This window comes from Streptomyces sp. AcH 505, assembly GCF_000818175.1.
In the GTDB taxonomy this organism is placed as follows: domain Bacteria; phylum Actinomycetota; class Actinomycetes; order Streptomycetales; family Streptomycetaceae; genus Streptomyces.
Map to the genome: position 1 here is coordinate 6,547,488 of NZ_JTIY01000001.1, position 15,858 is coordinate 6,563,345.

At 71.6% G+C, this 15,858-nt stretch carries 1 protein-coding gene (cut by a window edge); it reads left to right on the forward strand.

What is annotated here, in order from left to right:
- The coding region annotated (locus HY68_RS28795) for a type I polyketide synthase (protein ID WP_041994282.1) crosses the window boundary (this coding region is incomplete at its 3' end): on the forward strand, positions 1-15,858 show 15,858 of its 29,026 nt. Its footprint begins 13,168 nt before the window's first position.

A 15,858-nucleotide genomic window follows, 5' to 3' on the forward strand; every position in this document is an offset into this window, starting at 1 on the left:
GGTTGGGGATGGGCCGTGAGTTGTACGGCCGGTTCCCGGTGTTCGCCGAGGCGCTGGATGCCGTACTGGCCGAGCTGGACGGTGAGTTGGGCCGTTCGCTGCAGGATGTCATCTGGGGTGACGACGCGGAGCTGCTGAACGGGACGGGCTTCACCCAGCCGGCGTTGTTCGCGGTCGAAGTGGCGTTGTTCCGGCTCGTCGAATCGTGGGGTGTGACCCCGGACCTTGTGGCCGGTCATTCGATCGGTGAGATCGCGGCTGCTCATGTGGCCGGGGTGTTCTCGCTGGCGGACGCCGCGCGTCTGGTGGTGGCGCGTGCTTCCTTGATGCAGGCGCTTCCGTCCGGTGGTGCGATGGTCGCGGTCCAGGCGACGGAGGACGAGGTTGTCCCGCTCCTGACCGACGGTGTGTCCGTCGCTGCGGTCAACGGTCCCTCGTCCGTGGTGATTTCGGGCGATGAGGATACGGCTCTCGCGGTCGCCGCGCAGCTGGCCGAGCAGGGCCGTAAGACGAGTCGGCTGCGCGTCTCCCACGCGTTCCACTCACCACTGATGCAGCCGATGCTGGACGACTTCCGCGCCGTCGCGGCGACCCTGTCTTATACCGAGCCTGCGGTGCCGGTGGTGTCCAACCTGACTGGTCAGCTCGCGAGCGCAGCGGAGCTGTGCTCCGCCGACTACTGGGTGCGGCATGTTCGCGAGGCCGTCCGCTTCGCCGACGGGGTACGGACCCTCGCCGACCAGGGCGTCGGCGTGTTCCTGGAGCTGGGCCCTGACGGGGTGCTCTCCGCCATGGCGCAGGAATCGGTTTCCGGCGATGCGGTCACCGTGCCGGTGCTGCGCAAGAACCGCCCGGAGGAGGTCTCGGCAGTCACGGCGCTGGGCCAACTGCACGCGCACGGCGCGCTCGTGGACTGGCCGGCGTTCTTCGCCGGGACCGGGGCGTCCCGGGTGGATCTGCCGACGTACGCCTTCCAGCACCGGCCGTTCTGGCCGCGCGGGATGCGCGGCGGCGCCGGAGGGGCCGCGATCGGCCTCATGAACGCCGAGCACCCCCTGCTCAACGGCGTGGTGGAACTGGCCGAGGGCGAAGGCGTGTTGTTCACCGGGCGGCTCTCGGTCCAGTCACACCCCTGGCTGGCCGACCACGCGGTGCTCGGCAGGATCCTGCTGCCCGGTACGGCGCTGCTCGAGCTGGCTGTCCGGGCCGGTGACGAGGTCGGCTGTGACCGCGTGGACGAGCTGACGCTCGCTGCCCCGCTGGTGCTGCCGGAGCGCGGAGCCCTTCAGACCCAGGTACGGGTCGGCACCACCGACGGGACCGGGCGGCGTACCGTCACCGTCCACTCCCGTCCGGAAGGCGCGACCGAAGCGCCGTGGACGCAGCACGCCATGGGCGTCCTGGCGGTCGGGGGAGCCGGTGCTCCCGCCGACTTCGACGCCGCGGTCTGGCCGCCCACGGACGCGGAAGAGGCGGACCTGGACGGCTTCTATGAGGCCCGCGCCGCCGACGGTTTCGCGTACGGTCCGGTGTTCCAGGGCCTGCGGTCCGTGTGGCGGAGGGACGGCGAGGTCTTCGCCGAGGTGAGCCTGCCCGACGGCCTCCAGGAGGAGGCGCAGGCCTTCGGTCTGCACCCCGCGCTGCTGGACGCCGGGCTGCACGCGGCCTGGTTCACCGGCCCTGACCAGCGGGGCGGTGTGCCGTTCTCCTGGAGCGGCGTCTCGCTGCACGCGTCCGGCGCCTCGGCCGTACGGCTTCGGATCACCCGAGACGCCGACGGAGCCGTGGCGATGGCCGTCGCCGACACCACGGGCGCGCCGGTCGCCTCGGTGGAGTCGCTGGCGATGCGGGCCCTGTCCGACGAGGCCCTGAGCGAGTCCGACGGGCTGACACGGGACGCGCTGTTCCGGCTGGACTGGACCCCGCTCGCCGCCACGTCCACCGAGGCCGCGCAGCCGGTGACGGTGCTCGGCCCGGACTCCCTGGGCCTGCTGGCAGCGCTGCGTGCCGCGGGTGTCGAGGCGGACACCTACCAGGACGTGACGGATTCCGCCGCCACGGACACGCCCGCCGCGGACACGCCCGCCACGGACGCCCCGCTGTCCGGCGTCGTCCTGATCCCCGTGGTCGGGGACCCGGCCGCCGAGACCACGGGATCGGTGCGCGCACTCACCCACCGGGCCCTGGCACAGCTCCAGGCCCGGCTGGCCGACGAGCGGTTCGCCGAATCCCGCTTCGTCTTCGTGACCCGTGGCGCTGTCGGCGGCCGTGATGTCGCCGCCGCCTCGGTCCGGGGTCTCGTACGGTCCGCGCAGTCCGAGAACCCCGGTTGCTTCGGGCTGATCGATCTTGACCCGGAGGACTCGGAGGGGACGGCCGTACTGCCGCCGTCGGCCCTGCGGACCGACGAGCCGCAGCTGGTGGTCAGGGACGGCGCGGTGCTGGCCGGGCGCCTGGTGCGCAGGCCGGCCGCCGAATTCGATGTGAGCCCGGTGTGGGACGCCGACGGCAGCGTGCTGATCACCGGCGGTACCGGTGGTCTGGGCGCGGTCGTCGCGCGCCATCTGGCCGCCGAGCACGACGTACGGCGGCTGCTGCTGGTCAGCAGGCGGGGACGCGCCGCCGACGGCGTCGAGGAACTGGTCGCCCAGCTGGAGCTGCAAGGAACCGCGGTCGCGGTCGAGGCGTGCGACGTGGCCGACAGGGAAGCACTGGCGGCCCTGCTGTCCGTACACCCCGTCTCCGCCGTGGTGCACGCCGCGGGCGTACTGGACGACGGTGTGGTCGGGTCGCTGACTCCCGAGCGGCTGGACCATGTCCTGCGGCCGAAGGCCGACGCGGCCTGGCATCTGCACGAACTGACCCGTGATCTCGACCTGTCCGCCTTCGTGGTCTTCTCCTCCGCCGCCGCCACCTTCGGCAGCCCGGGGCAGGGCAACTACGCGGCGGGCAACGCCTTCCTGGACGCCCTGATGGCACGCAGGCAGTCCGAGGGCCTGCCAGGGACGTCCCTCGCCTGGGGCCCGTGGGACCAGTCAGGCGGCATGACAGGGACGCTCTCCGAGGCCGACACGGAGCGGATGGCGCGCTCCGGTGTGCCCGCGCTGTCGGCGGAGCAGGGCGTGGCGCTGTTCGACGCGGCCCTGGCCACCGGGGACGCCGTACTCGCGCCGGTCAGGCTGGACCTGCCGGTCCTGCGTGCGCAAGGGGAAGTCCCGCCGCTGCTCCGGTCGTTGATCCGTACCCGCTCCCGCAGGGCCGCGGTCGCCGGATCGGCCGCCGCCGCAGGACTCGTGGAACGACTGGCCGTACTCACCGCGGTCGAGCGCCAAGAGGTGCTGCTCGACCTGGTACGCGGCCAAGTGGCCCTCGTACTCGGGCATGCCGACGCCGCTGCGGTCCACCCGGGCCGCGCGTTCCGCGATCTGGGCTTCGACTCGCTGACGGCGGTGGAGCTGCGGAACCGGCTCAACACCGCCAGCGGACTGCGGCTGCCCGCCACGATGGCCTTCGACTATCCGACGGTCCAGGCACTCGTCGGCCATCTGCTGGACGAACTGCTCGGCCCGGACGCGGCAGTGGCCGTGCCCGTCGTCACGCGGAGCGCTGCGGTGGCGGACGATCCGATCGTGATCGTCGGGATGAGCTGCCGCTATCCGGGCGGCGTCGGTTCGCCGGAGGATCTGTGGCAGCTGGTGAGCGAGGGCGCGGACGCGATCTCCGGATTCCCGGTCAACCGTGGCTGGGACGTGGACGGACTGTTCCATCCGGACCCCGACCACAACGGCACGTCGTACACCCGCTCGGGCGGATTCCTGCATCAGGCGGGCGAGTTCGACCCGGCGTTCTTCGGGATGAGCCCGCGTGAGGCGCTGGCGACCGACTCGCAGCAGCGGCTGCTGCTGGAGGCGTCGTGGGAGGCGATCGAGCGGGCCGGCATCGACCCGGTCACGCTGCGGGGCAGCCGGACGGGTGTCTTCGCCGGGGTGATGTACAGCGACTACACCGGCCTGCTGGCGAGCCCCGAGTTCGAGGGCTTCCAGGGCGGTGGCAGTACGAGCCTGGCGTCGGGCCGGGTGTCCTACACGCTCGGTCTTGAGGGCCCGGCGGTGACGGTGGACACGGCGTGCTCGTCGTCGCTGGTGGCGATGCACTGGGCGATGCAGGCGCTGCGCAGTGGTGAGTGCTCGATGGCGCTGGCCGGCGGGGTGACCGTGATGTCCACGCCGACCGTGTTCGTCGACTTCTCGCGGCAGCGGGGGCTGGCCCCTGACGGGCGGTGCAAGGCGTTCTCCGATTCGGCCGACGGGGTCGGCTGGTCGGAGGGTGTCGGCATGCTGGTGCTGGAGCGGCAGTCGGACGCGGTACGCAACGGGCACGAGATTCTGGCCGTGGTGCGGGGCAGCGCGGTCAACCAGGACGGTGCGTCGAACGGCCTGACAGCGCCCAACGGACCCTCGCAACAGCGCGTCATCCGGCAGGCGTTGGCCAGCGGCGGACTCACCATGGACGACGTCGATGTGGTGGAGGCGCACGGTACGGGTACGTCGCTCGGTGACCCGATCGAGGCGCAGGCGCTGCTCGCGACCTACGGCAGGGACCGTGACCCGGAGCGGCCGTTGCTGCTGGGGTCGGTGAAGTCCAACATCGGCCACACCCAGGCAGCTGCTGGTGTGGCGGGCGTGATCAAGATGATCATGGCAATGCGGCACGGCAGTCTGCCTCAGACGCTGCACGTCGATGCCCCGTCCTCCCATGTGGACTGGACCGAGGGCGCGGTGGAGCTGCTGACCGAGGAGACGGCCTGGCCGCAGAGTGACCGGGTGCGGCGTGCGGGTGTGTCGTCGTTCGGTATCAGCGGGACGAACGCGCACGTGATCCTGGAGCAGCCGGCGACGGTGATCCAGGGCACGATGGTCGACACGGCCGAGGCGCCGGTCGTGGAGCCGGGTGTGGTGCCGTGGGTGCTGTCCGGCAGGACGCCGGAAGCCCTGCGGGGCCAGGCGGCGCGGCTGCTCTCGCTCATCGAGGCCCGGCCGGAGGCGCGGCCCGTCGACGTCGGATTCTCGCTGGCCACCAGCCGGTCGGTCTTCGAGCACCGCGCGGCAGTGCTGGCGGACCGCACCGCGGATACGGTACGAGCCCTGACGGCACTCGCGGCAGGCGAACCGGACCCGCTGGCGGTCTCCGGTTCGACCGTCGCAGGGAAGACGGCGTTCCTGTTCTCGGGTCAGGGTTCGCAGCGGTTGGGGATGGGCCGGGAGTTGTACGGCCGGTTCCCGGTGTTCGCCGACGCGCTGGACGCCGTACTGGCCGAGCTGGACGGCGAGTTGGGCCGTTCACTGCGGGATGTCATCTGGGGTGACGATCCCGAGCTGCTGAATGAGACCGGGTTTACCCAGCCGGCGTTGTTCGCGGTCGAGGTGGCGTTGTTCCGGTTGGTGGAGTCGTGGGGTGTGGCGCCGGACTTTGTGGCCGGTCATTCGATCGGTGAGGTCGCTGCGGCTCATGTGGCCGGGGTGTTCTCGCTGGCGGACGCCGCGCGTCTGGTGGTGGCGCGTGCTTCGTTGATGCAGGGGCTGCCTGCTGGTGGTGCGATGGTCGCGGTGCAGGCGACGGAGGACGAGGTACTGCCGCTACTGACCGGCGAGGTGTCGATCGCGGCCGTCAACGGGCCATCCTCGGTGGTGGTTTCGGGTGCCGAGGACGCGGTCCTCGCGGTCGCCGCGCAGCTGGCCGAGCAGGGTCGTAAGACGAGTCGGCTGCGGGTGTCGCACGCCTTCCACTCGCCGTTGATGCAGCCGATGCTGGACGAGTTCCGTGCCGCCGCTGACGGCTTGGACTTCCGGGCGCCGCGTATCGCGGTCGTCTCGAACCTGACCGGAGGTCTCGCGAGCGCCGATGAGCTGTGCTCCGCCGAGTACTGGGTGCGGCATGTCCGCGAGGCCGTCCGCTTCGCCGACGGAGTGCGGTTCCTGGCGGGCCAGGGCGTCGGCACGTTCGTGGAACTGGGCCCGGACGGGGTGCTCTCCGCCATGGCCCGTGAATCCACCGCGGACGACGCGCTCGTCGTGCCGGTCCTGCGCAAGGACCGGCCCGAGGAACTGGCCGCCGTCACGGCGCTCGCACAGCTCCATGTGCGGGGCGTCCCGACCGATCAAGCCGCTGTGTTCGCGGGGACGGGCGCGGTGCGGGTCGACGTACCGACCTACGCCTTCCAGCACCAGTGGTTCTGGCCCGCCCGACTGCTGGGCGGCGCGGGTGACATGCGGGCAGCCGGTCTCGGCTCAGCCGAGCATCCGCTGCTGGGCGCTGCGGTCGAACTGGCCGAGGGCGAGGGCATGTTGTTCACGGGCCGGCTTTCCGTCCAGTCGCATCCGTGGCTGGCCGATCATGCGGTCATGGACCGGGTCCTGCTGCCGGGCACCGCGCTGCTGGAGCTGGCGTTCCGCGCCGGTGACGAGGTCGGCTGCGACCGCGTCGAGGAACTGACCCTCGCCGCACCGCTCCTGCTGCCCGAAAGCGGCGCGGTACGGGTGCAGGCGCGGGTGGGCGTCGCCGATGACACGGGCCGGCGCTCCATCACGGTGCACTCCCAGCCCGACAGCGCCGACGAGCAGTCGTGGACGCAACACGCGACGGGCGTACTCGCCGTCGGTGCGCGCAACGCGCTGACCGACTTCGACGCCGCCGTGTGGCCGCCTACAGGCGCTGAGGCACTGGACGTCGAGGGATGCTACGAGCGGTTCGCGGAGCTCGGGTTCGCCTACGGTCCGGTGTTCCAGGGGCTGCGGGCCGCCTGGCGCCGCGACGGTGAGATCTTCGCCGAGGTGAGTCTCCCGGAGGACACGCGCGACGACGCGGCCGCGTTCGGTCTGCATCCCGCGCTCCTCGACTCCGCCCTGCACGCCTCGCTCCTCGCGAGTGACGGTGCGGAGGGCGCCGGGGGTCTGCCGTTCTCCTGGCAGGGCGTCTCGCTGCACGCGACGGGCGCTTCGGCCCTGCGTGTACGGATCGCCCCCGCAGGCGACGACGCGATATCGGTGACCGTCGCCGACACTTCCGGTGAGCCGGTCGCCTCGGTCGACTCCCTCGTCGTACGGACCGTGTCGAGCGACCAGCTTCGCGGGGCGGCCGGGGCAACCGGGCCAGCCAGGGACGCGCTGTTCGGCCTGGGCTGGGTCCCGGTGGCTGTTCCGTCCGACGCTGTGTCCGGTGCGGTCGCCGTGGTTGGCCCGGACGTTCTCGGCCTGGCCGAAGGCTTGGCGAACGCCGGCGCCACGGTCGGTACGTACTCGGATCTGGCGGCGTTGACGGCCGGGGAATCCCCCGTGCCGGACGTGGTGCTGGTGGCGGTCGCCGACGCGTCCTCCGAGGGTCAAGTGGCCCAGTCCGCGCACGCGTTGACTGCCGACGTCCTGGCCCTGGCGCAGGGGTGGTCGGCCGATGACCGGTTCGCCGGTTCGCGGTTGGTGTTCGTGACGCGGGGTGCGGTGGCGGTCGGTGACGAGCAAGTCTCCGATGTCGCCGCCGCTACGGTGTGGGGACTTGTCCGTACGGCGCAGACCGAGAACCCCGGTTGCTTCGGGCTGATCGACCTCGGTTCCGACGGATCGGCGGTCCTGCTGCCGCAGGCACTCAGCTCGGACGAGCCGCAGTTGGTGATCAGCGGAGGCGGCCTGCGTGCCGGCCGCCTCGCCCGCATGACCGTTGCCGGTCCCGAGTCCGAGGCGGACGCGACGTGGGACGCCGAGGGCACTGTGCTGATCACCGGCGGTACGGGTGGTCTGGGCGGCCGGCTGGCCCGCCATCTGGTGACCGAACGGGGCGTACGGCAGCTGCTGTTGCTCAGCCGCAGCGGTCTCGCGGCCGACGGCGCCGAGGCGCTGGTCGCGGAACTCACCGAGCAGGGAGCTGACGTCGCGGTCGCCGCCTGCGATGTGGCGGACCGGGAAGCGCTGGCCGAACTGCTGGCATCGGTTCCGGCGGAGCATCCGCTGACGGCCGTGGTGCACACGGCGGGTGTGCTGGACGACGGCATCATCGGTTCGCTGACTCCCGAGCGACTGGACACGGTCCTGCGGCCGAAGGTGGACGCGGCCTGGAATCTGCACGAGCTGACGCGTGATCTCGACCTGTCCGCGTTCGTGATGTTCTCCTCCGTCGCCGGTGTGTTCGGCAGCGCGGGGCAGGGCAACTACGCGGCCGGCAACACCTTCCTGGACGCGCTCGCCGCGCACCGGCAGACCGAGGGCCTGCCGGGCCTGTCGCTCGCCTGGGGACCGTGGGAGCAGGGCGCGGGCATGACCGGCGCGCTGGCTGACCGCGATCTGCGCCGAGCGGAGGACGCGGGCATGCCACTGCTGTCCGTCGAACACGGCATGGCCCTGTTCGACGCGGCGCTGACCGCCGGCGAACCGCTCGCGGTCCCGGTGCGGCTGGACCTGCCGGCCCTGCGGGCGCAGGGCATCGCCCCCGCGCTGCTGCGCGGACTGGTCCGTACACCGTCGCGCCGTGCGGCCACACCAGGCGCAGGCGCTGACACCGGTCTGACGCAGCGGCTGAGCCGCCTGAATCCGGCGGACCGGCACGAAGTGTTGCTGGATCTCGTACGCGCCCAGGCGGCGCTGGTACTGGGACACGCGAGTGTTGCCGACATCGACGCCGAGCGCGCGTTCCGCGATCTGGGCTTCGACTCGCTGACGGCGGTGGAGCTGCGGAACCGGCTCAACACGGCGACCGGGCTGCGGCTGCCGGCCACGATGGCCTTCGACTATCCGACGCTGACCGCGCTCGCGGACCATCTGCTGGACGAACTGCTGGGGGACGAGGCCGAATTGGCCGTCCCGGTGTCGTCCCTGCCGCCCATGGCGGACGATCCGATCGTGGTCGTCGGAATGAGCTGCCGCTACCCCGGCGGGGTGACCTCACCGGAGGACCTGTGGCGGCTGGTCACCGAGGGCGGGGACGCCGTCTCGGACTTCCCCGTCAACCGTGGCTGGGACGTGGACGCGCTGTTCCATCCGGACCCCGACCACAACGGCACGTCGTACACCCGCTCGGGTGGATTCCTGCACGAGGCGGGCGAGTTCGACCCGGCGTTCTTCGGGATGAGTCCGCGTGAGGCGCTGGCGACGGACTCGCAGCAGCGGCTGCTGCTGGAGGCGTCGTGGGAGGCGATCGAGCGGGCCGGGATCGACCCGGTGTCGCTGCGCGACAGCCAGACCGGTGTGTTCGCCGGTGTGATGTACAACGACTACGGGACCACGCTCAACGGCAAGGAGTTCGAGGGCTTCCAGGGCCAGGGCAGCGCGGGCAGCGTGGCGTCCGGCCGCGTGTCGTACACGCTGGGCCTTGAGGGCCCGGCGGTCACGGTCGACACGGCGTGCTCGTCGTCGCTGGTGGCGATGCACTGGGCGATGCAGGCGCTGCGCAGCGGTGAATGCTCGATGGCGCTGGCCGGTGGTGTGACGGTGATGTCCACGCCGGGCACCTTCGTCGAGTTCTCCCGGCAGCGCGGCCTCTCGCCCGACGGGCGGTGCAAGGCGTTCTCCGAGTCGGCCGACGGTGTCGGCTGGTCGGAGGGTGTCGGCATGCTGGTGCTGGAGCGGCAGTCGGACGCGGTACGCAACGGGCACGAGATCCTGGCCGTGGTACGCGGTAGCGCGGTCAACCAGGACGGTGCGTCGAACGGCCTGACAGCACCCAACGGTCCCTCGCAACAGCGGGTCATCCGGCAGGCGTTGGCCAGCGGCGGACTCTCGCCCGCAGACGTGGACGTGGTAGAGGCGCACGGTACGGGTACGACGCTGGGCGACCCGATCGAGGCGCAGGCGCTGCTCGCCACGTACGGCCAGAGCCGCGAGCCCGAGCGTCCGCTCTGGCTCGGCTCGCTCAAGTCGAACATCGGGCACACGCAGGCCGCCGCCGGTGTCGCGGGCGTGATCAAGATGATCATGGCGCTGCGGCACGGCGTACTGCCGCGGACGCTGCATGTGACCGAACCGTCCTCGCACGTGGACTGGTCGGCGGGCGCCGTGGAACTGCTCAGCGAGCAGAGGGCCTGGCCGGAGGCCGGTCGGGTGCGGCGTGCGGGTGTGTCGTCGTTCGGTATCAGCGGGACGAACGCGCACGTGATCCTGGAGCAGCCGGCGACGGTGATCCAGGGGACGGTGGTCGACACGGCCGAGGCGCCGGTCGTGGAGCCGGGTGTGGTGCCGTGGGTGCTGTCCGGCAAGACGCCGGAAGCACTGCGCGGCCAGGCGGCGCGGCTGCTCTCGTCCGTCGAGGCACGACCGGAGTCGCGTCCGGTGGATGTCGGGCTCTCGCTGGCCACCGGCCGGTCGAGGTTCGAGCACCGGGCGGTGCTGCTGGCCGGTGACCTGGCTGATGTGAGCCGTGCGCTGGCGGCGGTGGCGGCCGGTGAGCCGGATGCCTCGGTGGTGTCCGGGCCTTCGGGCAGTGGCAAGCGCGCGTTCCTGTTCTCGGGTCAGGGCAGCCAGCGGCTGGGTATGGGCCGGGAGCTGTACGAGCGCTTCCCCGTCTTCGCCGAGGCGCTGGATGCCGTACTTGCCGTACTGGACGACGAGTTGGACCGTCCGCTGCGGGACGTCATCTGGGGTGACGACGCGGAGCCGCTGAACGAGACCGGGTTTACCCAGCCGGCGTTGTTCGCGGTCGAAGTGGCGTTGTTCCGGCTGGTGGAGTCGTGGGGTGTGACCCCGGACTTTGTGGCCGGTCATTCGATCGGTGAGATCGCTGCGGCTCATGTCGCCGGGGTCTTCTCACTGACCGACGCCGGGCGTCTGGTCGTGGCGCGTGCCGGACTCATGCAGGCGCTGCCTGCCGGTGGTGCGATGGTCGCGGTGCAGGCGACGGAGGACGAGGTTCTCCCGCTGCTGACCGACGGGGTGTCGATCGCGGCGGTCAACGGACCGTCCTCCGTGGTGCTGTCGGGCGATGAGAACGCGGTTCTGGAGATCGCGGCCCGGCTCCAGGAGCAGGGCCGTAAGACCAACCGGCTGCGGGTCTCGCACGCCTTCCACTCACCGCTGATGCAGCCGATGCTGGACGACTTCCGTGCCGTCGCGGAGACCCTGACGTACGCCGAGCCTTCGGTGCCGGTGGTGTCCAACCTGACAGGCCAGCTCGCGACCGCCGAGGAGCTGTGCTCCGCCGAGTACTGGGTCCGGCACGTACGCGAGGCCGTCCGGTTCGCCGACGGGGTACGGACCCTCGCCGCTGAAGGCGCGACCGTGTTCCTGGAGCTGGGTCCGGATGGTGTGCTGTCGGCGATGGCCCAGGAGTCGGTGCCGGACGGCGCGTTGACCGTGCCGGTGCTGCGTAAGGACCGGCACGAGGAGACGACGGCCGTCGGCGCACTGGCTCAACTACACGTGCGCGGGGTACGCGTCGACTGGCCGGCGTTCTTCGCCGGAACGGGAGCGCGGAAGATCGACCTGCCGACGTACGCCTTCCAGCACCAGTGGTTCTGGCCGACCGGTGCGCACGGCGCGGCGAACGCGGCTGCGGTCGGACTGACGTCCGCCGAGCACCCGCTGCTCAACGGCACCGTCGAACTGGCCGAGGACGAGGGTGTGTTGTTCACGGGCAGGCTGTCTGTCCAGTCGCATCCGTGGCTGGCGGACCACGCTGTCATGGACCGCGTCCTGTTGCCGGGGACCGCTCTGTTGGAGCTGGCGTTCCGCGCCGGTGACGAGGTCGGCTGCGACCGCGTCGAGGAACTGACCCTCGCCGCACCGCTCGTACTCCCCGAGCGCGGCGCCCTGCGGACCCAGGTACGCGTCGGGGTCGCGGACGACACGGGGCGGCGTACCGTCACCGTCCACTCCCGCCCTGAGGGCGCGGCGGACGCGTCCTGGACCCAGCACGCCACCGGCGTACTGACCGCCGGGGGCCAGCGGCCGACGGGCGGCTTCGACGCCACCGTCTGGCCACCCGCGGACGCGGAGAGCCTGGACGTCGAGGGGTGCTACGAGCGGTTCGCGGAACTCGGTTTCGGTTACGGTCCGGTGTTCCAGGGGCTGCGGGCCGCCTGGCGCCGTGGCGGCGAGGTGTACGCCGAGGTGCGTCTCCCGGAGGAGGCGCAGGGCGATGCCGCCGCGTTCGGCCTGCATCCCGCGCTCCTCGACTCCGCCCTGCACGCCTCGCTCCTCGCGAGTGACGGCGAAGAAGGCGCCGGGGGCCTGCCGTTCTCCTGGCAGGGCGTCTCGCTGCACGCGACAGGCGCTTCGGCCCTGCGCGTACGGATCGCCCCCGCCGGCAACGACACGCTGACGATCGAGGTCGCCGATACGACGGGCGAGCCGGTCGCCTCGGTGGACTCGCTGCTTGTACGCACCTTGTCGAGCGCGCAATTGACCGACACCGGAGCGGTCGGCAGGGACGCACTCTTCCGGCTGACCTGGACTCCCGTCCAGGACGAGCCGAGCGTCCCGCAGTCCGCCGCCGTCCTTGGAGTTGACGGTTCGGGCCTGGCCGACGCGCTGGCGAAGTCCGGCGTCGCCGTCGAGACGTACGCCGACCTGGCGGAGCTCGCGGCCGGTGAGACACCGGTGCCGGACGTGGTGCTGGTGGGCGTGACCGGTGATACCGGCGACCGGGTGGTGGAGTCCGCGCACGCGCTGACCGCAGACGCGCTGGCACTGATCCAGGGCTGGCCGGCCGAGGAGCGCTTCGCGGGATCGCGCCTGGTGTTCGTGACGCGTGGCGCGGTCGCTGACGGCGACGAGGAGGTCAAGGACATCGCCGCCGCCTCGGTATGGGGTCTGGTCCGCTCGGCGCAGACCGAGAACCCCGGCAGCTTCGGACTGCTGGATCTCGGCTCCGACGAGACGTCAACCAACCGTCTGGCGGCGGCGCTTGGTATCGACGAGCCGCAACTTCTCCTCCACGAAGGCGGAATCCGGGCGGGACGGCTGGCCCGGGTGGTCGTCGGCGACGACCACGCCGAGCACGCCTGGGACGCCGAGGGCACGGTGTTGATCACCGGCGGGACGGGCGGTCTGGGCGGTGTGCTCGCGCGGCACCTGGTGGCTGAGCGCGGCGTACGGCAGCTGCTGTTGGTGAGCCGGCGGGGCGCGAACGCGCCGGGCGCCGCGGAGTTGGTGGCGGAACTTGAGCGACAGGGTGCCGAGGTCGCCGTCGAGGCGTGTGATGTGGCGGACCGTGAGGCGCTGGCGGCGCTGCTCTCCGTGCGTTCCGTCTCCGCTGTGGTGCATACGGCGGGGGTGCTGGACGACGGGGTGGTCGGTTCGCTGACTCCTGAGCGGTTGGACACGGTGCTGCGTCCGAAGGCGGACGCGGCCTGGAATCTGCATGAGCTGACCCGGGATCTCGACCTGTCCGCGTTCGTGGTGTTCTCGTCCGTGGCCGGTCTGTTCGGCGGCGCGGGACAGGCCAACTACGCGGCGGCGAACGCCTTCCTGGACGCCTTGGCCGCTCGTCGGCGGGCCGAGGGCCTGCCCGGTGTGTCGCTGGTCTGGGGCCCGTGGGACCAGTCCGGTGGGATGACCGGAAGCGTGACCGAAACGGACATGCGACGGATGGAGAAGTCGGGCATGCCGCCGCTCTCCGCAGACCAGGGTGTGGCGTTGTTCGACACGGCGCTCGCCACCGGGGAGTCCGTGGTCGCGCCGGTACGGCTCGACCTGGCGGCGTTGCGAGCACAGGGCGAAGTCCCGCCACTGCTGCGGTCGTTGATCCGTACCCGCACCCGAAGGACCGCGGTGGCCGGGGCGGCGACCGCCACCGGGCTCGCCGCCCGGCTGGCCGGACTCGACCCCGTTCAGCGGCAGGAGGCGCTGCTCGACCTCGTACGGGGTCAGGTCGCCCTCGTACTCGGCCACGCAGGCTCGGCGGCCGTTGACGCGGCCGTCCAGTTCCGGGACCTGGGCTTCGACTCGCTGATGGCGGTCGAGCTGCGGAACCGGCTGTCGCAGGTGACGGGCCTGCGCCTCACCGCCACGCTGATCTTCGACTATCCGACGGCGAGTGTGCTCGCCGACCATCTGCGTGACGAGTTGTTCGGGACGGAGGCCGACGCCTCGGTCCCGGTCCGGCTGCTGCCGTCGCTCGCCGACGATCCGATCGTGGTCGTCGGGATGAGCTGCCGCTATCCCGGCGGGGTGACCTCGCCGGAAGACCTGTGGCGGCTGGTGAGCGAGGGGACGGACGCGATCTCTCCCTTCCCGGTGAACCGTGGCTGGGACGTGGAATCGCTCTACCACCCGGACCCGGCCAACAAGGGCACGTCCTATACGCGTTCGGGCGGGTTCCTGCATGACGCGGGCGAGTTCGACCCGGCGTTCTTCGGGATGAGTCCGCGTGAGGCGATGGCGACGGACTCGCAGCAGCGGCTGCTGCTGGAGGCGTCGTGGGAGGCGGTCGAGCGGGCGGGGGTCGACCCGCAGTCGCTGCGCGGCAGCGCGACGGGCGTGTTCGCCGGTGTGATGTACAGCGACTACGGCACCACGCTCAACGGCAAGGACTTTGAAGGCCACCAGGGCCAGGGCAGCGCGGGCAGCGTGGCGTCCGGCCGCGTCTCCTACACCTTCGGGTTCGAAGGGCCCGCGGTGACGGTGGACACGGCGTGCTCGTCGTCGCTCGTGGCGATGCACCTGGCGGCGCAGGCGCTGCGCACCGGCGAGTGCTCCATGGCGCTGGCCGGCGGTGTGACGGTGATGTCGACGCCGGGCGCCTTCGTGGAATTCTCCCGGCAGCGGGGGCTGGCCCCCGACGGGCGGTGCAAGGCGTTCTCCGATTCGGCCGACGGGGTCGGCTGGTCCGAGGGTGTCGGCATGCTCGTCCTGGAGCGCCAGTCCGACGCGCTGCGCAACGGGCACGACATCCTGGCCGTGCTGCGTGGCAGCGCGATCAACCAGGACGGGGCGTCCAACGGCCTCACCGCGCCCAACGGCCCTTCGCAGCAGCGGGTGATCCGGCAGGCGCTCGCCGGTGGTGGACTCTCCGCCGGCGATGTCGATGTGGTGGAGGCGCATGGTACGGGTACGTCGCTCGGTGACCCGATCGAGGCGCAGGCGCTGCTCGCGACGTACGGCAGGGACCGTGACCCGGAGCGGCCGTTGCTGCTCGGTTCTGTGAAGTCCAACATCGGCCACACGCAGGCCGCCGCGGGCGTCGCCGGGGTCATCAAGATGATCATGGCGATGCGGCACGGCAGCCTCCCGCGGACACTGCACGTCGATGCGCCGTCCTCCCATGTGGACTGGACCGAGGGCGCGGTGGAGCTGCTGACGGAGGCCACCGAATGGCCCGAGTCCGGTCATGCACGCCGTGCGGGTGTGTCGTCGTTCGGCATCAGCGGTACGAACGCGCACGTCATCCTGGAACAGCTCGCGTCGGCGGCCACCCCCGCGCCTGCGCCCGAGCTGCCTGACACGGCGGTGCCGTGGCTGCTCTCGGGCCGGACGGCGGACGCGTTGCGGGACCAGGCGGCCCGGCTGCTGTCCGTGGTCGAGACGCGGCCCGAGCTGCGTCCGGTGGATGTCGGCTTCTCGTTGGCCACCAGCCGTTCGGGCTTCGAGCACCGAGCGGTGGTACTGACCGCCGACCCGGCCGACCGGCTGCGGGCACTCACCGCGCTGGCGGCCGGTGAGCCCGACCCGCTCGCCGTCTCCGGCACCGCGACCGGCGGACGGACAGCGCTGCTGTTCTCGGGTCAGGGCAGCCAGCGGCTGGGGATGGGACGCGAACTGTACGAGCGCTTCCCCGTCTTCGCCGAGGCGCTGGATGCCGTACTGGCCGAGCTGGACGGTGAGTTGGGCCGTTCGCTGCGGGATGTCATCTGGGGTGACGACGTGGAGCTGCTGAATGAGA